Source organism: Formosa sp. F44 (assembly GCF_056238645.1).
Window position 1 is genome coordinate 379,503 of record NZ_JBWDLJ010000004.1, and the last position, 25,062, is coordinate 404,564.

Sequence of the window (25,062 nt, forward strand, 5' to 3'; positions counted from 1 at the left end):
AATTACATGAAAAACAAACTACTTATTGACAAACTTAAAATTAAACATCCAAATCGGATAAGCTCATCTGGGCTCTTATTCGTAATGTTTTTTTTATTGAGCTTAACTGCATTTTCTCAAGTGACGACAGTAAACTCATTAACCGAACTTTTACCGTATTTAAAACAGAGTAATGTAGAAGTTAAATTAGAACCTGGAATTTATACCGTAACTCCGGAAGATATTCAAAATGGATTATTTCCTGATTATACAGAATTCTTAGGAAGAAAAAATTACGTGCTGTTTTTAGTTTCAGGAAATAATAGTACTTACGATTTTACAGACGTAACTATAAATGTAGAAACAGCTGTTTTTAATGCCTATTCCGGGGCCTATGATAATTTTTATGAGATCCAAACCACGGGAAATAATAACGTCTTAAAAAACTTAACCTTAATAGATTTGGGAAGCGTTAACGACTATCCAAAAAACGGAGCGTGTAACATTACCATGGACGGAAGTTATAACCGTATTGAAGGTTTTCATATTACCGCAAAAGGATCTTACCCTTATGGCTATGGAGACTCATTCGGAAAAGGTGGCTCTTATACTATTAAACATTATAAGCACAGTGCTTTTTTAATTCGAGGAGAATCAAATCATGCTAAAAGTAATACTATTATTCATAGAACTTATGGACATTGTATGTTTATGCAGGCTGCGAATAATCCCATTATCGAAGACTGTTATTTAGAAGGTGAAATGCGCAGTACAGACGATATGTTGGCAGAAACGTCAGGACCTGCTTTCGATATCGATTTTATGACGGACTGGGGATACAGGTTACCTCCTGGCTACATGAAAAGCACTGGTGAAGCTGGTATACGTGCATACAATGCTGGTGAAACTATTATCGATGGCGTAGAGTATAGTAGAGGGACATCGAATGTTACCGTTTTAAACTGTACAATAAAACATCTAAGAACAGGGGTTACTATTGCCCACGCTACAGGAAAAAAATATGTAGAAGGTACTACAGCCATAGGTTGTGAAAATGGTTTTTCTTTAGGGTCAGGAGATGTGGTGGATAGTTATGCCGACTGTGCGTTTGGTCCTGTGTATGCAACGACTTATACAACAGATAAAAATTTTAATGCAGAAATTACAATTATTCCTGCTGAAGATCCGTACTATAATGGTTCTGGAAACGTAGCCTATATTGGTGGTAGTAATCATAATATTACCCTTAAAAGTGCTCCAGGATTAGTTATCGACCAAGATCTGAAAATTAAATTTGGAGGTGAACGAAATCATATTAGTACACAAGGAGAAAGTCTTAGTAATCAAGATGATTTTTATGCTAAAAATATACAGATTAATAACCTTACTAATTTTGCAGTGTTATTAAATGACCAAAGCACCAATGTTACAGGTGTTTCTGGTGGTATGGTTACCGATTTGGGAACAGACAATAATGTGGTGTTTGAAGCGGTTTCAGTAAATACAATCGAGGCAGAAGCATATAAAACAATGAATGGTGTTACTACCGAAACAACTACCGATGAAGGTGGTGGTGAAAATGTAACCGCTATTGATGCAGACGACTGGTTAGAGTACGAAATAGAAGTGCCATACGCTGGAACCTATTATTTTGATTATCGCATAGCGAGTGCTTCCAATGCAGGACAATTTACTTTAAGTGCAGATGGAGAAGTAAAAGAAACAGTGTCTTTTCCGGTAACTGGAGGCGCACAATCTTGGCAAACGGTACGATCAGAAACACCGATACAATTAATGGCAGGAACTCAAACGTTAAGAATTACAGCGCAAACTGCGGGATGGATTTTTAATAAGATGAGTTTGTTATTAAACTGTGCCGAAGTGGCTATTGTGCCAAATATAGAAACGTTTAATGCTTTAGGCTCATCTCTAAATAGAGTTCAGGCAAATAATAGTAATGTTTTTTTAGGAAATACGGTGCAATTAGACCCAGAACCTCTAGTTGGAGGAAGCTGGTCTTGGACGGGTCCAAATGGGTTTTCGTCTTCAGAACGTAGTGTGGTTTTAGAAGCTGTTCAGTTAAATCAGTCAGGCGATTATTATGTGGTGTTTACAAACGATTGTGGCGCTCAAACTGAAGAAACATTCACACTAAGCATTCAAGAATCAGTTTTATTTGAAGCAGAAGATTTTAAAACGTCTAGTGGGGTGTCAACAGAAATAACAACAGATGAAAATGGTGGATCTCAAATTTCTAATATAGCTTCAGGCGATTGGATGGAATACGTAGTTGAGGTTCCATTTCCTGCAACTTACACGTTTAATTATCGTCTTGCAAGTGTATCGTCTGGCGATTTTGATGTGAGTTTAAACGGAGAAGCATTACATCAAATTACTTTCGATTCAACTGGTGGAGCCAATGTTTGGTCAACACTTAGTGCTTCAGAAAATGTTTATCTACCTGTGGGAACTCATACTATACGAATAACTTCAAATTCAGATGGATGGCATTTAAATTGGTTCTCTTTAACAGGAAACGATTTTGTGAATCCGTGTGAATTACCGTTTACAAACGAAGGTTTTTCAGTAATGAATAGTACAGAAACATGGTCGTCTGGTGTATTAGATATAAGTTGTGCCACAAGCGTTAATGCGTATATGGTTTTGGAAGAAGTAGGTACGGTTTCGGCCTCAGATTATGTTAATGTATATTATAAATTAGACGGAGGAGATCGTGTTGCGATTTCAGAACATACAGGATCACTTTCTAATAGCTCTGCGGTAGTAAATAATTTAAGCGGAAGTACGTTGGAATTAATTGTTGAAGCGCAAACTTCAAGTCTAGATAATTATTATGCCGTGTCCAAAATAAGTGTTGTAGAAACCACAGATCCTTTTGTTAGAATTGAAGCAGAAGACTATGACGACTTAAATGGTCCGAAAGCGGGAACTACAGGAGATGTTGATGGTAATCAAAATTTGGGGTCTATTAAACCAGAGCATTGGAGTATGTATGCGAACTTAGATCTTACTAATGTAAAAAGTATTAATGCCAGAGTGGCAAGTGTGTATGACGACGCATTTATTGAAGTACGATTAGATGCTTTCGACGGACCTTTAGCTGGAGTAATTGATGTTCCAAACACAGGGAATTGGCAAGTTTACGAAACAGTTAGTGCGTATATAGAGGATGTTACAGGCGTTTACGATGTGTACTTAGTTTATAAAACAAAATTTAGCAATAATGTATGTAATATAAATTGGTTTCAATTTTCCGATGCATTTGTAAAAGCACCTACAGATCCTTTTTCTAGAGTGGAAGCAGAGTATTTCGATTCGGAAAGCGGTACTACAATAGTGGGAACCTCGGATGTTGATGGTGAAAATCATATTAGTGATATACAAGATGGCGATTGGATTATGTTTAATGGCTTAGATGTTTCCGAAGCTTCTCAAATAGATTTTCGTGTAGCAAGCGTAACAGATTCGAGTATTATAGAAGTGCGTTTAGATGCTGTAGATGGCGAAATTATTTCTTTAATTAACGTACCAAATACTGGAGCTTCATCTACTTGGCAAACCATTAGTGCCCGCATAGAGGAAGTGACAGATGAACATGATATTTACATCGTGTTTAAAGGAACTGGCACAGATTTATTAGCTCTAAATTGGTTGCAATTTAAAGTGTACGAAAATCCTTTTGCAAGAATTGAAGCCGAAAACTTTGATGCTCAGTTTGGAGACCCAAATGTAGCTGGTAGTACTTCAGATATTGATGGTGGTGGAGATTTGCGTGGTATTGTTCCTGGAGACTGGGTAATGTTTAATGCGGTAGATTTAACTGGAGCAGAGAGCGTGAGTGCGCGTTTCGGATCTATCTACGACGATGCTTTTATTGAAGTTAGAACAGGTGCTGTTGATGGTGAGCTTATCGGAACTATTGAGTTGTTTAACACAGGCGGATGGCATAACTGGGAAACTTCAACAGGAAATATTTCTAAAACAGATGGTGTACACGATTTGTATTTTGTTTTTAATACAGAAGTCAGTAAAAATGTATGTAACATAAACTGGTTTCAGTTTTCTGAACAAGCACTATCTAAAGATTTAGATGTGAACCTAAGAATTGAAGCTGAAGATTATCACGTATCTAATGGTACAACCATAGAAACAACAACTGATGAAGATGGAGAACAAGAATTAGCCACGATTCAAGAGGGAAATTGGGTGATGTATCGTCAACTTAATCTTAATAAATTAGGAGGATTAGACGTTCGGGTAGCGAGTATTGTTGAAGATGCTACGATAGAAGTGCGTTTAGGAGCTTACGATGGCACATTAATCTCTACTGTTAATGTGCCAAATACTGGCGGTATAGACCAATGGGAAACTGTTAGTGCTAAGGTTGCCGAGGTTACGGAAATCCAAAATGTGTATTTAGTATTTAAAAATACGGGAACAGATGGCTTACGTTTAAATTGGATTCACTTTACGGAAAATGAAAATTTATTAGGCTTTTTTGAAGCTGAAGATTACGATGATATGTTTGGTGTCCAGATTGAAACGACCTCAGATGATAATGGAAAAGAGAATGTTGGTTATATTGAAAATAACGATTGGATCGCATTTAATGATGTCGATTTAACCGAATTAACAACTCTAGATGTGCGTTATAGTTCTCCGAAGTCAGGCGGATTTGTAGAAGTGCGTTTGGATGGTGTAAATGGTAGACTTATTGGAAATGTTCCTTTAGAAAATACATCAAATTGGAATAACTGGGCAACAACAAATTCACAACTGGTTTCGGTTGAAGGCGTACACACAGTTTATCTTGTATTTAAAGGCGGAAGCTCATATTTATATAATTTAAATTGGATTCATTTTAAATCAAGTGAAAACCCATTTGATAGAATGGAAATAGAAGATTTTGATGAAATGTCTAGCGGACCAAAAGTAACTTCACCAACATCAGATGTGGATGGTGGTGCAGATATTAGATCTGTAAAACCTGGTAATTGGGCCTTATATAAAGGTGTAGATTTAACAGAAGCAAAGAGTATGATTGTCCGTGCTGGAACGCAAATGGAAGATGCTTTTATTGAACTAAGATTAGGTGCTGTAGATGGAGATTTAATTGGAAGTGTGCCATTAATAAATTCAGGAGGATGGCATAACTGGGTAGATTCTAGTGCAAATTTAGAAGCTGTTACAGGCGTACACGATGTCTATTTGGTATTCGAAACGGTAGCGAGTGCAAATGTTGGTAATATTAACTGGTTCCAATTTTCAAACCAAACAGTGCAAATGCCAATTGCTCCGTTTGAGCGTATTGAAGCCGAAAATTACAGTTTAGTTAGTGGGACAACAACAGTTGAAACTACAGATGTAGACGGTGTGCAAGATGTTAGTGTCATCCAAAATAATACTTGGACAATGTATAGCGCTTTAGATGTTAGTAATGCGCTTTCTTTTAAAGCACGTGTAGCTAGTGTAAACTCTGGTGGTAGCATAGAAGTACGTCTAGATGGGTATGATGGAGAGCTTGTTTCTACTTTAGATGTTCCAAATACCAATGGTACTGATGCATGGGTAACAGTAAATTCTGAAGTATCAACTATTGAAGGTGTTCACGATATTTACCTCGTATTTAAAGGAGAAGGAGATAATCTATTCGATTTAAACTGGTTTAAATTTAATCAAGAATCATTAAGTATCGACGATGCTTTTAAGACTACTTTTAGAACGTATCCTAACCCTGTTTTAGATGCTTTAACCATTAAAAATGGAGCAGGAGCACAATTAAAACTATACAATGGTTTAGGACGATTGATTTTTTCTAAAACAATTAATAGTAATGAACAAACTATAGACATGAGTCATCTTAGTAGTGGTATTTATATATTACGAAGCCAAAAAGATGGTGCTGTAGTGAGTAAGAAATTGCTCAAAAAATAATTTAATAACGTAAGTAAAGGCTGCCTGAAAGGGCAGCCTTTTTTGTTTTAGATAATAGTAAGCTCCAAAAAAAACAGAATACTTTGGTTGTGATGTAAATAATAAAGCGAAAGAGTAATTCTCGACTTATAAATCCCCATAATTTATAATTAATGACCTTTAATTTATAAATGATGCATTTTAAAAAAACGATATTGGTCTGGCTAAACTACAAGAAGTTTATCGACATCTAAAAAGTAGTTTAGGGATTAGAATCAACCAATTATTTCCGAAAATGAGATCATTATTTCCATTACAAAAGGGCGTTATTTTAAGTGTTTTAATTTGTCTTATCAGTTTTACCTTAATGGGACAAAACTCTAACTTTAAAATTAAGAAAGTTAAAATTGAAGCTGAGGTAGATTCAATAATGACATCAAAATGGAATACAAATTTCCAGCATGTCGAATATCCAAAACAGTGGTTAGAACATGTTATAACTGTAAATCCAGGAGCATCTCTACAGGAAGCAATAGATGAGGCACATAAAACAGGAGGTGTTGTTTTTCTTACATCAGGAATTCATGTTTTAACAGAAACTATAACCTTAAAAGGAAGAGTTACATTGGTTGGAGAAGGACGAGAGCATACTATAATTCAGCAAGGTCCAAATATGGAAACTACGGGATTCAACATAGAAGCAGAACCACAAGTAACCGATTTAATAATTAAAGATTTAACTTTAAAAGGAAGCCGTTCAGGTAAGGCTAATGGGATATTAATCAGAGGAAGAAATGAGAGTAGACACGATCGTGTAATGCTTCAAAATATAAATGTAACAGATTGGTCGGCACAAGGCGTACATATGAAACGCACCAATAATATTATTATGGATAACTGTAATTTCCAGTATAACGGTTCCGCAGGTGGCTTGTATCATAATGTGTATTTTCTGTATAATAAATACATCTTACAGTCGGATTGCGACATGTCTTATCCTATAAAAGGGAAAGGGAATAAGTACACGTCTTGTGAATTTGTTTTGGCACAACGTTGTACGATTAAAGATTGCCTAGGCAATGGTATTCAAGCAGATCATGAAGAGGCTGGATATTTATTTTTTCATAAGTATCACGTTTCAAACTGTGGTCGTGTGGCACTATGGTTTCCATGTGAAGACTATTACGATAAATATACGTATACCGAAAATCCTCAATATGCACCACAACATGTTATTCTAAACCGTTGCGAAATTATTAATAATACGTGGGGTGCCATGTGGCGTATGGTAAATAATTCATTTGTTATTAATAGTACTTTCGATAATAAAAAGATTGATTTGGGGCTTTTAAAATGTGATGTCACTTTTGACAATAGCACCTTTAAGCAAGGAAATAAAATATATACAGACGTTACCCAATGGCCTAAAGACGTTGAGATTTTATGGTAGAATTTATAAGCATTAATTATCCCTTAAATTAAAACATGAAGAAATTAAAAAGTATACTTATCATAATCTTTTCGCTGGTGATAAGTTTATCAGGATATTCAAATACTCAGAGTGAAAACCTAACAACTGAGAAATATACTCAGAAAGCGAATGCAAATGATACGGTTACATATGTCTTTCAATTAGAGAATACAAAAGGCACGCCGGAAACCTATTTTTTAAGTGTACTACATCCGCGAGAATTGGCTTGCGAGAATATACTAAGTGATTCTAAAATTACAGTAAAACCTAATGCGATTTATAAAGGAACACTGCAAGTTGTTGTGAGTGATCGTTTGCCTTTGGGCGGACACGAATCGAGTGTGGTTGTTGTAAAAGATGTACAAGATAATGAGGTTGAACGACTAGAGTTTATCACTGTACGTTCTAAAGCTCATCCATTTGTTTTAGTTACAAATGATGTTCTTGAGGAAGCTACTGAGAAAGTTGAAAACTATGCTTGGGCCAAGAATAATCTAGACGTTATGGTAAAAGAACTTGATGGTTTTCAGTTTCCAGACCGTAAAATTATAACCAAACCAAGACCTACAAAAGTGTGGTCCAGTTTAAATTATTTGGCTAGCGATGGGGAAAAAGCATTTCAATTAGCATTAGCGTATAAATTAACGGATAATGTCGCGTATAAAAATAAACTAATAGCTTTTATAAAAGCGGTTTGCGATAAAGATCAAGGGTATTTATCTATAGGTGCGGCAACTACAGGCGTGCAAGTACACGAAGGGAATTTCTTTTTATTCTTGGCTTCTGCCATCGATATCGTATATAATGACCCTGAATTATCGGCTACCGATAGACAAAATATAGAAGATTCGTTTCGGTATTATTTAGAATTGAACAAAAAACATATGGATGGTTTAGGGATTATGAATCACCAAGCGAGTGCAAATGCGGGAGCCATATTTGTTGCTTTGTTTTTGCAAGACATTCCAGAACTCACATTTTTAACGGAAGCTCCAGGAGGAATGGCCGACCAAATTGGGAAGGGTGTTATGGCCGATGGTTGGTGGTTTGAAGGGACTGCGAACTATTGTTATTTAGTTACTCATAGATATTCGTTAGTTGCTCAAGCTTTCGAGAATTATGGTATGGATTTATATCATAGGCGTTTCCCTACTAAATTTAAAAGTAAAGATTTTGATAATGTAAAAGAAGGGTTTACCGGTATGAAATTCGATAATTGGGGACCTACAGGAATAAACACTAGAGGATTGGAAGATATGGTGTCGCCGTATATTCCGTTTATGGACGAAAACGCTTATGTAGTTTCTAGCAATGATTCTGATATTACAAAACCAAACGATTTTTACGAATTAGCATACCGCGAATATAGAGAAGACGATTTGGCTTGGGTAATTAATAAAACCGAACGCGATTCTTGGGTATCCTTGTTATATGGTGTCGCCGATTTGCCAGAAGTAGAAGATCCTAGAACGGGATCGGCTTTTGCGCCTAATGTTGGGCTAACAGCTTTACGCTCTCAATCTCAAAAAGAAAATCCAGAACAACAAATTCAAGCCTATTTTAAATACGGAACTCATGGTGGTTGGCACGGGCAGTTTGATAGAGCTAGTTTGGTGGCGTTAGATCGTAATGGGCACAAGTATTTTGGAACTGAAATGGTTTGGTTTGGTTATGGGAATCCGGGGTATAAAGAAAGTGTACAAACATCGGCTACACATAATATGGTTATTGTAGATGAACTGCAACAAGAGGCAGTGCCGTCTGAGCAATTGGTGTTTTATTCCGGAGATTTAATGCAGGTTTCTATAGTTGAAACCAATGCAAGATGGCGTAAAATTCCGATATGGAATGCTGAGAAATTTCCACCTTGGGATGATTCAGATTTTGATCTTAATTTTAATCCCATTCAGCAAAGACGGATTTCTATAGTTACGGACGATTACGTTATTCTAGCCGATTATATGAAGTCTGATAAAAAACACAATTACGATTGGTTAATGCATCCTATTGGGTTTTCGGGAATTGAAGGTGCTAAAAAAACAGGATCAGAATTAAGTGTTTTAAGTACAAACAATGATTCACCTTATAAATATTTTAAAAATGCACAGTGGTATAATTCTAAACAAGGCACAAAAGTGCAGTTTAACGATGAGGGCAATAAATTAGATATTCATACCCTGTGGCCAAGAAAAGCAGAGGTTCTAATTAGTGATTATCCGAACGGTGGTAAACCAAGAGGTATTAGAAATAATCCAGAGCGTAGAACCTATGGGGTACGTATTCATGAAAGGGAAGCTACATTTTTAACAGTAGTGGAGCCTTATACTGGTGAGTCGGCCATATCAAATATTATTTCAAAATCATCTAATGAGTTAATAGTAACCCTAAAGGATGGTCGTGTACAAACCATTACGATAGAACATATGAAAGGCAACCAACCGAAAGTTAAAATATCGGAATCCACTCAAGGGGGATTGGTTAAAATGGAGATAACTCAATAATTATTTATTATGAAAAAAATCTTTTCTTTTATTATTTTTCTAAATGTCATCATGGCTACTGGCCAAGTCAACACAGCTATTGATTGGCCAGGTTTTATGGCGCAACACGATTTAATTTGGGAAGAGATACCCAAGCAATGGAATGAAGCCGCATTTGTTGGTAATGGACAAGTTGGGATGATGGTGTATGCCAATATTGAGGATAATCGTTTAGATTTTAAATTTTCTAACTATACATACTTAAAAGGATTTAACCGGCATGATAGTCTAAGGTCTAAAACTAGAGTTTGATATTTCATTATATAACTAAAGTAATTTTGACAGGCATTAAGCAGATATCCGTTATTGAATTAACGAAGCCAATTTTAAGTTTTTATAAAATTTATGAACGTGTGTTTTTTGAAAAAAAATGAATTTGATGTCAATAAAACCATGAACACCTATAAATACTGATGTTTATGAGTATAAAAGGGTTATAGTTTATCAAAAATGATTCATAGTTTATACTTAAAAGAGACGGGGGTTTTTATTATTGCATAGTAGATTACAACAAAACTTGAGGAACAATTTAAACGATATAAAATTCAATAAAAGAATAAGGAATATGAAGATTTTTAAACTTACTACGGCTGTTTTTTGCATGGCACTTCTGTTGTCTTGTAATAATAAAGCAGAAAAAAAGGTGACAAGTGATGAGGTTGTAGCGGTAGCATCAAAAACCAACGAAGATGTAATACTAGATAAAAGTGTTGTAAAAATTAAAACGACGCTTCAAAATCTAAAAAGTGCAGATAGTTTTCCTAGAAATATAACTAAAGGAAACAAAGAGTGGAACTTGGTAGATGTTAAAGATTGGTGTTCTGGTTTTTGGCCGGGTGTACTATGGTATGCTTACGAGTATTCTAACGATCCAGAAATTAAAGCGGGTGCAGAAAAATTTACAGCTCCGCTTAAAACTATAGCATATACGCCTGCAGAGAATCACGATATAGGTTTTATGGTGTATTGTAGTTATGGAAATGGCTACAGATTAACCGGAAACGAAGAGTATAAAACAGTTTTATTATCGGCAGCAGATACTTTAGCAACGCTTTATAATCCTAAAGTAGGAACTATTTTATCTTGGCCAGGTATGAAACATAAGTTTCAATACAACACCATTATTGATAACATGATGAATTTAGAGTTGTTATTTTGGGCGGCTAAAAATGGAGGAGATAAGAGTTTATACGATATAGCAAATAGTCATGCAGAGAAGTCTATGAAATATTTGGTACGTCCAGATTATTCAATTTATCACGTAGCATGTTTCGATGAGAAGACAGGAGAATTTATTGAAGGACGTACACATCAAGGTTATGCAGACGATTCTATGTGGGCTAGAGGTCAAGGCTGGGGAATCTACGGATTTGCTATGTCTTACAGAGAAACGGGGAATAAAGAATTTTTAACAACCTCTCAAAAATTAGCAGATCACTTTATAGAACGTTTACCAGAAGATGGTATGCCTTACTGGGATTTCGACGATCCAAAAATTCCTAATGCACCTAAAGATGCATCTGCAGCAGGTGTTGTAGCATGTGGTATGTTAGAATTGTCTGAGCATTTAGAAGATCCAGCTTTAAAAGAAAAATATTTTAATGCAGGAAAAGAATTAATTACATTATTAGGATCTGATGCTTATATGAGCGGAGATACCAACGAATCTCTTTTACTACATTCTACAGGACATTTACCTCATAATTCAGAGATTGATGTGCCAATAATTTACTCGGATTACTATTTTATGGAAGCATTATTGCGCTTAAAGAAAATTGAAAATAAAATAGCTCAAAAATAGTTTAGTTTGTTTTTTTTTGTAAATCACTAAAGATTGATGTGATTTAATCTTATTTGGTAAACCCTTTTAGAAGAAATTCTAAAAGGGTTTTTTTAAGTCTGTATTTACATGGTTTAGAACGGTCTTGTTTCTTTACAGTGTGAAGGATTACTCTCTATAAGCAGATCCTTATTGCCCGGAAAATGCGAAGATAGCCGTATTACTTGTGTACATTTTGTAATTAGAACCTATAGATTTCTTTATAGTAATTCTGCTAGCCAAATATTGTATTTGGGGTTTAAATTCATTCAATTAACAAGGACAAGTTTTTTTTTACGTACGCTATTAACAGAATTCATATATAATTATTGCTCTTGGAAGACTTAAGGTCTCCAAATTGTCCCAGTTCTAAACAGCTTAAAGATTTTTACTAGTACACCATTGAACTGTCCGATTTATATGGGCATTTTGGAACTAAATCATTGCTAATTGGAGGTCCAATTAGTAGTTATAAGATGTGTGCATATGTGCATTGAATCGAACTCATCTTGATTTTTTTGTATTAGTGCGAATTTTTTTCTACGGATGTCTTTTATATCATCATAATCATTTTTAAAGCACTTATTTCTAAAACTGTAGGGCATGTAATACAGTCTAATCTACGTGTGGGACGGTATTACTTGTAATGTTGAGAACTTGCCCAATTAAAGTTAAAAAACATAAACAGAATTATGATATTGTTATTAATAGAATGTTAAATTTGTCTTTTTATGAATAAATCATAAAATTATGATTCAAAATTACTATTTCGATTGAAATCCGCTATTTATAAGGGTTTGAGCATTAAAATGGACCATAATTTAGTGATATAGAATCATGTTTTAGAGAAGATATGAGGCATTATTTATAAAATTGTTAACAGGAAAACATAAATAAATGTTAATGCCATTTTAAATGTCTTCTTACAAACAATATTAATTTAAAACATACTAATTATGACCAGAAAAAAATTACTAAAAACAAACCAAACCATTTTAAGAGTTTATCTATTGAATACAAATTGTATGCATTAAAATTTGTTTTAAACTTTAACAATCAATTAAATAGTATAACGAAAAAAGTATTTTATGTATCAGAATAATAATTTAAAAAAGTCTTCGATAAAGCCAGTGTTGTTTATGGCTTTATTGTTATGCTTATCATATAGCGGTATGTATGCTGCAGACGATAAGGATAGATTCGCTAACTCAAACAGTATTAGTGAACAAAATTTAATAATAACTGGAGTTGTCACCTCTCAAGAAGATGGGATGCCTATCGCAGGTGTAAATGTAATTTTAAAAGGTGGCGACAGAGTTGGTACCGTAACAGATTTTGATGGTAATTATTCATTAAGCGTACCTTCATCATCTTCTGTTCTTATGTTTAGTTCTATCGGTTTTGTAACACAGGAAGTTTCTGTTGCTGGAAAAACTCAATTAAATATAGTAATGGAAACCGATATTAGTGAATTGGATGAAGTTATTGTTGTTGGATTTGGAACACAAAAGAAAGCGACACTTACAGGATCTGTAACTCAGGTAAAAGGAGACGATGTAGTGAAAGGAAAAGGAACATCTAGTGCAGCTTTAGCTTTACAAGGTGAGGTACCTGGACTTGTTGTAACACGTACATCTTCGCGTCCTGGTAATGAGGGTACTGATTTAAAAATTCGTGGTGATATTTCTGTAAATAATATTAGTCCACTTATTTTATTAGACGGACTTGAAATTCCAGAATGGCAATTAGCAACAATTAATGCTAACGATATTGAATCTTACTCTGTACTTAAGGATGGTGCTGCTGCAATATTTGGTACTAAAGCTGCTGGTGGGGTAATTTTAGTAACGACTAAAAAAGGTAAAAAAGGTTCTGCTCTAAAAGTATCATATAAAGGAGAAACTCAATTAAACTTTGTTAGAGACTACCCTTTATCTTCTATGGAAGAATGGGCACAACTTTGGATCACTGCTGGAGATAACGATGGAATTGATTTTGTTGATGGTGATGGAAACCAACAAACAGCAGCTTCAAACTACCGTTTCTTTACACGTGATGAATTAGTTTCGATTGTAGATGGTACATTACCAATGGCTCCAGAGTCTTACTTCTGGTTAGGTAAAGATCACTATTTTAGTAACGAAACTACAATGTTCGACGAAATGTACGGAACTACATTATCAGAGCGTCATGATGTTTCAATTTCTGGAGGTAGTGAAAAAGCAACATACAGAACATCTGTTGGTTATGCGAATGAGCGTTCACCAATTAGTTATGTGTATGACGGACAAAAGCGTTACAATTTCCGTACAAACTTAACGTACGATGTGTCGGATATGATATCTACAGACTTTATAGTGTCTTACGATAATAGAACAACAGATGTCCCTACACAAGGTATTGGTGGTGGTGTTCAAGATGCGAGTTGGTTCCCATTATTTAATCCAGCAGGACAGTATTACGATAACTTTGGAGGTAACAACTCTTTAGCATATTTAGATGAAGGTGGTCGTACTAAAAATAACGATGAAATCTTTCGTTTAGGTGGTAAAATTAATTTTGATTTCGATAAGTATGTAAAAGGTTTATCTTTTTACTATCAAGGAAACTTTAGTTCAAAAAACAATCATAAAACAACAAGAACATCTACTGTTACTATGTACGATTGGTTTGGTAATACAACGTCTACACCAACAACATTGTTAAACTCTAGTGTAAAAGAAGAGTCTCAGAAACAAATATTCCAAAATCATGTATTCCAATTAAACTATAACCGTACTTTCGGTAACCATACATTAGGTGCTATGGTAGGTTATACTGCAGAAGAAACTCAAACAAATAATTACGATTTGTTCCGTTCTAACATGGCTTCAGATGATTTAGATGATATTAATACAGGAGACGTGACTACACAAACGAATGCTGGTGGTAGTAATGCTGTAGGTTTAGTGTCTTATTTAGGAAAATTAAACTACAACTTTAAAGGAATTTACTTATTAGAAGTATTAGGTCGTCGTGATGGTTCTTCGCGTTTAGACCCAGATTACAGATGGAAAAACTTCTATGGTGCGTCTGCAGGTATTAATTTATCTGAAATGGCATTTATGGAAGGTAGTGCGTTTAACTTATTAAAACTACGTGCTTCTTATGGTGAAACGGGTTCTGTAACAGGTATTGGTGCATACGATTACTATTCTAGTATTGGATACGGTTCTACAATTTTTGGAAATAGCCCAGAATTATATAATACAGCATTCATTAGCGGACTTACTTCTACAGATCGTTCTTGGGAGCGTGTATCAACAACTAACTTTGCTGTAGACTTTGGAGTACTTAATAACCGTTTAACTGGTACAGCAGAATACTTTATTCGTAAGAATGACGATATGTTAGTTAGTATTACATATCCACAAGTATTAGGAGCTGGAGCACCAAAAACAAATAGTGGTACGTTTGAAACTACTGGTTACGAATTATCTGCTAACTGGAGAGATCAGATTGGAGACTTTAGTTATAACATAGGATTAAGTTTCTGGGATAATGAGAGTGAAGTTACTAAAATGGAAGGTGCACAGAATATTTCTAAAGGTGTAAACTCTGTGTTAGAAGGGAAACCATTAAATGCAATCTATGCTTACAAGACAGATGGTATTATGACTTCAGAAGATGAAGTTTTAAACTACTACAACCAAGTAGGTTTTATAGACGCAACCGACCAAACAAAATTGAAAGCAGGAACTTTATTACCAAATTATAGAAGTGCAGACCGTTTAGTACCAGGTACAGTAAAACGAGTTGACGTAAGTGGTGATGGTATTATAAATGAAGAGGATTTAGTTTACGTAGGTGATACAGGTCCACATAAAAGTTTTGGTATTAACTTAGGATTTGCTTACAAAGGATTCGATTTTAGTGCATTCTTCCAAGGTGTTGCCGATGTTAATATTGTAAGAACAGGTTCTCTTGCTTATCCATTTGCACAATGGTGGACAAACCAAAACGCATCATTCTTAGGGAATACTTGGACTGTAGATAACCAAAATGCAGAGTTACCTGCAAGTTATTACAACACGGCTAGAAAAACTTGGAATTATGATTTAAACGATATTAACGTTATTAAAGCGGCCTATATGCGTGCTAAGGTGATCTCTGTAGGATATACACTTCCTCAAGCTACTTTAGAGAAAATTGGTGTGGACAGAATTCGTGTGTCTTTAACAGGAAACGATTTATTTGTAATTTCTAATGTAAAAGATGGTTTAGACCCTGAAGCAGGTATAGATACAAGACAAGGAAGTCAGACTCCATTTGTATCGACTATGATTCTTGGTTTAGAGCTTACTTTTTAATTGATAATTTTTAATTTAATGAATATGAAAAATATAAATTTTAATATAAAACGAATAGGGTTAGCGGCCATGGTTTCTGCGTTTATGTTTACAGGTTGTTCCGACTACCTAGAGCAAGAACCTTTAGATTCTGTAACAGAAGCTGTGTATTTTAAAACCCCAGAACAATTCGACGCAGCAGCAAATTTTTTCTATAGAGCTACATTTGGATATGTTGCAGGTAGTAATGGTGGAGATGAATCTTCAGATTTATCAGCTAACATTACAGAACAACCAACGTATGCTAGTGGTAATAAACCCGTTCCTACATCAGATGGAATTTGGAGTAGTAACTACAATCAGTTAAGAGAAGCTAATCAATTAATAGAGAAAGCGGCAGAATATGAAGGTGATCAATCAGAAATAGAAGTGCCTGTTGCTACAGCTCACTTTTTTAGAGCTTGGAATCACTACAAATTGTTATTGCGTTTTGGAGGAGTTCCTATTGTAACACGTTCTTTAGATGTGAGTTCTGAGGAATTATACGGACCAAGAAATAGTCGTTACGAGGTTATCTATCAAATCTTAAGTGACTTAGATGTTGCTATAGACGGATTACCTTCAGAAAATAGTATCGGAGATACAGAAAAAGGTAAATTGTCTTCTGAGGCAGCAAAATCTTTAAAAGCACGTATTTCTTTATATGCAGCGACATATGAAAAATATGTGGGTACAGCTACAGATGGAGATGGTACTACTGTTGGTGCAGGATCGGCTAAACCAGCAGATTATCCTAGCGTGCAGCAACTTTTTGAAGATGCAAAGCAAAGCGCTTTAGAAGTTATGAATAGTGGTGCTTACGAATTATGGGATCATCGTGCAGAGCTTGGAGATAGAAACTTATTTTACTTATTTACTTTAGAAGATGGTTCTAATCCAGCAGGTTTAACTAAAGCAGATAACAGAGAATTTATTATCCAAACAGTTTACGATTTTACATTAAGACAAATTCGTCAGAACATTTCTCACTCTAAGCCATATACACCATCTAGAAAATTAATGGATATGTATTTATGTGAAGACGGTTTACCTGTACAATACTCTTCAGTGTTTGAAGGATACGATACAATGACTTCAGAATTTCAAAATCGTGATAATCGTTTAACAAGTTTTGTATGGGAGCCTCTAAAGGAATATTGGGGCTATGGTGCCAATGTTGACGGAGGTGGTGCACAATATGGTGTAGATTTTGCCGATGCTGGTACGGGATTCGATTACAGGTATGTACCTCAATTATTAAACCCATCAGGTGGTCGTGGAGTTGGATATCAAGGTGTTAAATTTGTGACAGAACACAAATTAAGAGAAACACGTACTGAGTCTTTCAACTTCCCTCATTTACGTTATGCAGAAGTATTATTAACCTATGCGGAAGCGACTGTAGAATTAGGTGGAGGTGTTATTTCTGATGGAGATTTAGACATTTCAATCAATAAAATTAGAGAACGTTCTGATGTTGCTCCTTTAACTAATGCATTAATTTCACCATATTCAGACTTAACAATGTTAGGAGAAATTAGAAGAGAGCGTGCTATTGAATTATTTGGAGAGAGTCAACGTTTCGATGACTTAAAACGTTGGGGAATTGCAGAAGGAGAGTTAAATCACGACTTAATTTTAAATTATGTAGATGGTACAGAATTTGAAACTGCTTTAAATCCTAAGAACCCAACTGATTTAATTTATAACCCAGCAGGATTCTCTTACGGAACAACAAGTACTGAGAAATCTATATCTACATATGCAGGTATAGCAAATGTTAAGCCTGGAGCTTTAATCTTCGATATTAAAGGAAATAGAAACTTTTCAATTAAGAATTATATAGACCCTATTCCTTCAGATCAAATCAGATTGAACCCTGAGTTATTACAAAATCCACTATGGTAAAAAAACGAATTAAATTGAATTAGTAATTTGTGTTTGTTTTAAAAAGCAGTTGTGATATTTCACAGCTGCTTTTTTTATTGTTAAAATCCCGGCAATCTAGTTAGTATGTGATCCGAGGTTGTCATTTAAGAAATTGGTTTGTTCATCTATATAATCTGTTTTACTATATTTCATCTTGCAAAAAAATTAAATATTTATCGTGTATTTTTTACATCCAGATGTTTAGTGAAAATAAGGGAAGTTACTCCGTTTATAAATAGAATTGTATTTACATTCAGAAGCGAAAATATTTTGGTTATCGTTGAGTGTTATAGCTGATTTACCTAGTAAATACGCCTGTTTTTCGTGTAAAATGGTTGACTAGTTATAGTCTTTGAACTATAATTTATTCCGTTTTTAAGAGATAAGATTTAGATTGCAGTAGTTATTGTTTTTTTTAGTCTTAAAAAATATAGAACAGTTTTTAAGACAAGTTAGAAATTGGTTTGAATTCATCCAACGCGAAGTATAAATCAAATTGGATGAATTTTTTTAGAATATCGACAGTACAAAAAACAAAATAGCGGAGATAATTTATATTAATTACCACGATGAAGCATTTAAAAATAGCCATAGTATTTTTTCTATTATTAAATAATATAGGGCTTTTATCTGCGCAAAATATAATACAAGGAAAACTTGGAGAAGCTACTGTAAATGGCGGACTTCAAATGGAAGATTATTGGGTGTGGGGAAGTTCGGTAATTAAAGGCGACGATGGGATGTACCATATGTACGCTTCGCGCTGGCCAAAGTTTTTACCATTTCATCCAGGTTGGATGATTGGGTCTGAAATTGTACATGCCACATCAAAAACTCCAGAAGGGCCATATCAATTCCAAGATGTCGCTCTTAAAACACGAGGAACCCAATTTTGGGATGGACGCTCTACTCATAACCCTAAGATTGTTAAACAAAACGACACATATATTTTATATTACATGGGATCTACGCACCCCTTTGAAGAGGTTACTACAGAAAATGTGAATCAATTCGATTTAAAAAGTAAATGGTGCATTGCGGCACGATGGGGAAAACGTATTGGAGTCGCAACTTCTAAAAGTCCTAACGGACCATGGAACCGATTAGATGCGCCAATTTTAGATGTTAAACCTAATTCATTTTATAGTTTCTTAACTTCAAATCCGTCACCATTAATAAAGGCAGACGGCTCTGTTGTTCTGCTATTTAAAGGGCGTGATTATAAACCTGATGGTATTAATAATGCAGATATGAGTATTGGAGTGGCTACAGCGCCATCTTTTAAAGGACCGTATACTGTGATGGGCGATAAGCCTTTATTTTCTTTAGAGCATTTTGGCGAAATCGAAGATCCGCATGTATGGAGCGATGCTACCGGATTTCATATGGTGGCCAAAGATCAGCGTGGCGCTATAACAGGCGAAGCAGGCGATGGACTTTTGGCACATTCTAAAGATGGAATAGAATGGGCAGTCGATAAAAATCCGAAAGCATATACAAAAACGGTGACTTGGGATAATGGTAAAACCGTTAAACAGGGACAATTAGAACGTCCGTTTGTTTTTGTTGAAGATGGCAAACCCACACATATATTTTTCGCGACTATGGATGGTCCTGGAGGATTTAGTAATGGAACAAAAACATGGAATATGGTTATTCCTATAAAACAATAAACTAAACTAATTAATAAAACTAAAAATAAAACAGTATGAACAAGAAAATACTTTTATGGTCTATTACCGCTGCACTTGCAGGGTTTTTATTCGGATTCGATGTTGTAGTAATTTCTGGTGCCGATAAAAAACTTCAAACGTTATGGGAATCTTCAGATTCATTTCACGGTTGGGTAGTTATGGGAATGGCACTTTGGGGTACTGTTGTTGGTGCGTTGTTTGGTGGCTTTCCAACGAATAAATTTGGCCGTAAAAATACCTTAATAGTCATTGGTATTTTATTTGCTGTTTCTGCTATTGGCTCAGCTTTATCTAACGATCCGTATGTGTTCGCTTTTGCTCGATTTATTGGAGGTATTGGAGTAGGGGCTTCTACAATTGCGGCACCAGCATATATTTCTGAAATCGCGCCAGCTAAAGATCGTGGTCGTTTAGTGGCTATGTATCAATTTAATATTGTATTTGGTATTCTAATTGCATTTCTATCTAACTATTTGTTAAGTGGCATTGGGGAAAACTCGTGGCGTTGGATGTTGGGGGTCGAAGCTATTCCTGCAGTCTTATACATTTTATTTGCTGTAAAATTACCAAAAAGTCCACGATGGTTACTGTCTCAGGGTCGTACTGAAGAAGCTAAGACCGTTTTAAATATAATTGATCCAACAGTAAATGTAGATGAGCAAATTGCAGAATTTGAAAGTCATTCTCACGAAAACGATAAAACAGAAACTATCTTTATTAAAAAATACAGATATCCTTTAATGTTAGCTTTTTTAATTGCTTTTTTTAATCAGCTATCCGGAATTAATGCTTTTTTATATTATGCGCCTCGAATTTTTGAAGAAGCTGGTTTAGGAGAAAGTACAGCCCTTTTAAGCAGTGTGGGAATAGGTGTTACTAATTTAGTATTTACACTTTTAGGCGTGTTTTTAATAGATAAATTAGGAAGAAAAACGTTAATGTATATAGGGTCTATAGGCTACATAGTGTCATTAGGTTTAGTATCAGCCGCATTTTTCTTTGGTTGGTCAGGTATGGCTGTGCCTATTTTCTTATTTCTTTTTATTGCAGCTCATGCAGTAGGTCAAGGGGCCGTAATTTGGGTGTTTGTTTCAGAAATTTTCCCTAATCATTTAAGAGCTTCAGGGCAATCTTTCGGAAGTTCTGTACACTGGGTTTTAGCAGCCTTAATACCATCTTTAATTCCATTTTTATTCAGCCATGAATTAATTGGACCAGGTGTTGTATTTCTGTTTTTTGCATTCATGATGGTGTTACAATTATTATTTGTAGCGTTCTTGATGCCTGAAACAAAAGGTAAAACATTAGAAGAATTGGAAGTAGTAATGCTTAAAAAGAATAAAAAATAGTTCGTTAAAACAAGATGAAAAAGATTATTGTAGTTTTTAGTATGTTTTGCATCACATTATCGATGTATGCCTCAAAAGTAGATACGCTTTTGGTGCATAGCGATGTAATGAATAAGACTATTAAAAACGTTATCATCACACCAGAGTCGTATACAAATAACGGAAAAGCATTTCCTGTAGTTTATATGCTTCATGGTGCTGGTGGCAACTATGCGGCTTGGTTGGGGAAAGCTCCAGATATTAAAGCGTATGCCGATACTTATCAGGTTATCATAGTGTGTCCCGATGGTGCTAAAACCAGTTGGTATTTGGATAGTCCAATAGATGATGCCATGAAATACGAAACCTATATTTCAAAAGAATTGGTCTCAAAAATAGATAAAACCTATAACACTCTAGCCGATTCTAAACATCGTGCCATTACAGGCTATAGCATGGGGGGGCACGGTGCGCTGTATTTAACTTTTAAGCATCAAGATATTTGGGGCGCTGTTGCAAGTATGAGTGGCGGTGTAGATCTACGACCTTTTCCCAAAAACTGGGATTTAGAAAAACGCTTAGGTGTGTATGCAACCAATCAAGAAAATTGGGAACAAAACACGGTTATTAATATGGTGCATTTGTTAGATGGAAAAGATTTGAAAATTTTATTTGATTGTGGAGTAGACGACTTTTTTTATGATGCTAATGTGAGATTGCACGAAAAATTAGTTGAGCGTAATATCCCTCACGATTTTATTTCTCGTCCAGGCGGACATACCAATGCATATTGGAGTAATTCTATAAAATATCACATGGTGTTTTTTAACGATTTTTTTAAGACGAATTTAAAAAAGGATTAACTATGAATATAAAATCATTTATATACGTATTATGTATTATGATTTGCTTTTCATGTAAAGATGAAAAGAAACAAAATGTTGTTGCAGAAGCAGTAGAAGCAAAACCAGAGCAACCTAATATTGTAGTATTACTATGCGACGATTTAGGGTATGGCGATTTGGCGACTTTCGGGCATCCTATTATAGAAACAGATAACCTTGATAAATTAGCGGAAACAGGAATTAAACTTACCGATTTTTATGCTACAGCTCCAGTGTGTTCATCATCGCGTGCAGGTTTGTTAACTGGTAGAAGTCCTAACCGTGCTGGTATTTACGATTTTATTCCAGGTTACAAAAAAAGTGAAGACAATAGAGATTTAGTTCACCTACGCGCCGAAGAAGTTACTATTCCTCAGGTGCTAAAATCTGTGGGTTACGAAACCTGTTTAGTTGGGAAATGGCATTGTTCGTCTCAATTTAATTCAGAAGCACAACCACAACCAAACGATTTTGGTTTTGATTATTGGATGGCAACTCACAATAATTCCGCGCCAAGTCATAAAAATCCCAGAAATTTTGTGAGAAACGGCGAAAAAGTAGGCGAAATTGAAGGCTTTAGCAGTCAGATTATTGTCGACGAAGCCATGTCTTGGTTAGATAAAAGAGATACCGATAAACCGTTTTTCTTAGAAGTGGCATTTCATGAACCTCATGAACCTATTGCGTCTCCAGAAGATTTAGTTCAGAAATATTTACCAAAAGCAAAGAATCTAGAAGAGGCCGAATATTTTGCCAATGTAGAAAACGTAGATCTTGCTGTAGGGCGATTACTAGAATATTTTGAAACTCATAATATTACCAATACGTTAATCGTATTTAGCTCAGATAACGGACCAGAAACCTTTATGAGATACGAGCGTGCTAAAAAATCTTATGGGAGACCAGGACCTTTAAAAGGTATGAAATTATGGACCAATGAAGCTGGATTTAGAGTGCCAGGTATTGTTAAATGGATAGGAAAAGATACCTATTCTGGAACCACCAATGCTGTGGTATCTGCACTAGATTTCCTACCAACATTTGCTGAATTAGCTGGAGCAGAATTACCAGACCGCGTATTAGACGGAGAATCTTTTGTATCGCTTTTTAAATCTGGAAATTTTGAACGTGAAAAACCTTTAACATGGGCATTTTACGACGCCATTAACGACCGTCGTGTGGCCATGCGTAAAGGCGATTATAAGATCATGGCACGTATAGAATTAGATAGCGAAATGCTACCTAACATTCATAATTTATACGATGGGAATATAGACGAACTTAAACGTGCTGAACTTACAGATTTTGTGTTGTTTAATTTGAAAAATGATATTGCAGAATCTGAAGATATATCAATTCAAAAACCAGAAGTTTTCAAGACAATGAAAACAGAATTTGAATCGGAATATAAAGCCCTGTTAGACGGCAGTCACGTGTGGATACGTGATAAGCCAAATTATGAATAGAATCAGTAGAAAATATTCATTTGTTTTTGTTTTTTTTATCAAGGTCGCTCATGAACAGTCTGTAATATAAATCAGAATTAAACGTGAGCATCCGAGATTAATTCTAAAGAAAAAAGACTAAGAATACTTAATTGAAATCAATACGAAAAGTGTATAAAGTAAAATTGCAATAATTTTTAAATGGATAAAGTAATGAGAAAACATATTGAGAATTTAGACTTTTGTTTAGGAAATAGAAGCGTGTGTTTTATGGCCTTGTTTTTAGTATTTAATGCCTTAGTATTAAATGCACAGCAACCTGCAGAAGTATATTATTTGAAATTATCTGGTGTTATTAGAGACGGTCAAATTGATGTTGAAAAATATAACGGCTCCCAAAAGAAAGCAACAAATAAAAGAATAAATCCCATCAAATTATATCCAAATATAGAATTTCAAACGTTCGAAGGTTTTGGAGGTGCGTTTAATGAAATTGGTGGTGAAGCTCTAATGGTTTTACCTAAAGATAAACAAACAGAGGTGGCAAAAAATCTATTTGGTTTAAATTCTGGAGCACAACTTACATTTTGTAGAACAGCCGTAGGTGCTAGTGATTTTGGAATTGATGCTTATAGTTATTCAGAAAAGGCAGACGATTATAATATGACGGCTTTTTCTATAAAAAGAGAAGAGACCTCTGTAATTCCTTTTATTCAGCATGCTTTTGCACAGAATCCAAATCTTAAACTTTTCGCTTCACCTTGGAGTCCACCAGCGTGGATGAAATATTCAGGGCTTATGGATCAGGGAGAAGATTTTCCTGAGAAAAACAAATTAAAAGACGACCCTAAAATCTACAAAGCCTATGCTTTATATTTCTCAAAATATATTAAAGCTTACGAAGATAAAGGGATTACTATTGATCGCTTAATTGTTCAAAACGAAACAGATGCAAATACACCATATCCATCAAACGATATGTCTGTATCGCAAATGAGTAAGTTTGTGAAATCGTATTTACGTCCGAAATTTAATGCCGATAAGATTGATACAGAAATTTGGGCTGGAACCTTTAGAGTTCATGGTAGAATTGACGCTTTAGAATTGGCTGGAAATCCAGAAAATTTAGCTTTGTTTGATGGTATCGGAATTCAGTACACGTCTTCAAAATATATTCAAGATATGAATGCATTATATCCCCACGGTAACACCATGCATACAGAAGGAAATTGCTTTAATGGGAAAAATACTTGGGAACAAGCATCTTCACGTTTAAAAGAAGTGGCGCAATACTTTAATTACGGCATTCCAAATTACTGCTATTGGAACATGATTTTAAATGAAACAACAGAAAGCGGTTGGGATTGGGCACAGAATTCATTAATTAATATCAATCGCAACACTAAAGCGGTTACTTATAACCCAGATTATGGTGTGTTCGCATTTATGAGTCAGTACTTAGTGCCAGGATCTAAGCGTATTGCCAACTATTCTAAAGACGATTTAATTTCGGTAAAACACGATAATAAAGTTTATGTTTTACTTCAAAACAATAAAGACATACCTAATTCTTACGAATGTCAGATTGAAGAAGTAGAGAAGCAAATTGTAACGCTTCCTGCTAAATCATTAGCCGTAATTGTTTTAAATATTTAAACAAAATAAGATATAA

At 35.0% G+C, this 25,062-nt stretch carries 12 protein-coding genes; all 12 read left to right on the forward strand.

Features of this window, described 5'->3' with window-relative positions:
- Positions 1-6 precede the first annotated feature (6 nt).
- The 12 genes from AC0UBM_RS14355 (at position 7) to AC0UBM_RS14410 (ending at position 25,046) form a co-directional block, all read left to right on the forward strand.
- Positions 7-5,934: a carbohydrate-binding protein gene (locus tag AC0UBM_RS14355; protein WP_475689069.1), complete on the forward strand. Its 5,928-nt coding sequence runs from the start codon at positions 7-9 to the stop codon at positions 5,932-5,934.
- A 274-nt stretch (positions 5,935-6,208) separates the two neighbouring features.
- Positions 6,209-7,363 carry a right-handed parallel beta-helix repeat-containing protein gene (locus tag AC0UBM_RS14360; protein WP_475689070.1) on the forward strand — a complete coding sequence of 385 codons (1,155 nt, stop codon included), beginning with the start codon at positions 6,209-6,211 and terminating at the stop codon, positions 7,361-7,363.
- Between the two features lie 35 nt (positions 7,364-7,398).
- Positions 7,399-9,885, forward strand: a complete 2,487-nt coding sequence (locus AC0UBM_RS14365) for an alginate lyase family protein (protein WP_475689071.1) — start codon at positions 7,399-7,401, stop codon at positions 9,883-9,885.
- Between the two features lie 9 nt (positions 9,886-9,894).
- Positions 9,895-10,176 carry a hypothetical protein gene (locus AC0UBM_RS14370; protein ID WP_475689072.1) on the forward strand — a complete coding sequence of 94 codons (282 nt, stop codon included), beginning with the start codon at positions 9,895-9,897 and terminating at the stop codon, positions 10,174-10,176.
- Positions 10,177-10,489: 313 nt separating this feature from the next.
- Positions 10,490-11,725 carry a glycoside hydrolase family 88 protein gene (locus AC0UBM_RS14375; protein WP_414036989.1) on the forward strand — a complete coding sequence of 412 codons (1,236 nt, stop codon included), beginning with the start codon at positions 10,490-10,492 and terminating at the stop codon, positions 11,723-11,725.
- 1,106 nt (positions 11,726-12,831) lie between these two features.
- Positions 12,832-16,092 carry a SusC/RagA family TonB-linked outer membrane protein gene (locus tag AC0UBM_RS14380; protein WP_475689073.1) on the forward strand — a complete coding sequence of 1,087 codons (3,261 nt, stop codon included), beginning with the start codon at positions 12,832-12,834 and terminating at the stop codon, positions 16,090-16,092.
- A 24-nt stretch (positions 16,093-16,116) separates the two neighbouring features.
- Positions 16,117-18,018: a RagB/SusD family nutrient uptake outer membrane protein gene (locus AC0UBM_RS14385; RefSeq protein ID WP_475689074.1), complete on the forward strand. Its 1,902-nt coding sequence runs from the start codon at positions 16,117-16,119 to the stop codon at positions 18,016-18,018.
- 590 nt (positions 18,019-18,608) lie between these two features.
- Entirely contained in the window at positions 18,609-19,712 is a 1,104-nt protein-coding gene (locus tag AC0UBM_RS14390) for a glycoside hydrolase family protein (RefSeq protein WP_475689075.1), read from the forward strand.
- A gap of 35 nt (positions 19,713-19,747) precedes the next feature.
- The gene (locus AC0UBM_RS14395) at positions 19,748-21,082 is read left to right on the forward strand and encodes a sugar porter family MFS transporter (RefSeq protein WP_434035576.1); all 1,335 of its coding nucleotides are present in this window, start codon (positions 19,748-19,750) and stop codon (positions 21,080-21,082) included.
- 14 nt (positions 21,083-21,096) lie between these two features.
- Entirely contained in the window at positions 21,097-21,924 is an 828-nt protein-coding gene (locus AC0UBM_RS14400; RefSeq protein ID WP_475689076.1) for an alpha/beta hydrolase, read from the forward strand.
- A 2-nt stretch (positions 21,925-21,926) separates the two neighbouring features.
- The gene (locus AC0UBM_RS14405; RefSeq protein WP_475689077.1) at positions 21,927-23,411 is read left to right on the forward strand and encodes a sulfatase-like hydrolase/transferase; all 1,485 of its coding nucleotides are present in this window, start codon (positions 21,927-21,929) and stop codon (positions 23,409-23,411) included.
- Between the two features lie 192 nt (positions 23,412-23,603).
- A complete protein-coding gene (locus tag AC0UBM_RS14410) occupies positions 23,604-25,046 on the forward strand; it encodes a glycoside hydrolase family 30 protein (protein ID WP_475689078.1) in 1,443 nt (480 codons plus the stop codon).
- The last annotated feature ends 16 nt before the right edge of the window (positions 25,047-25,062 follow it).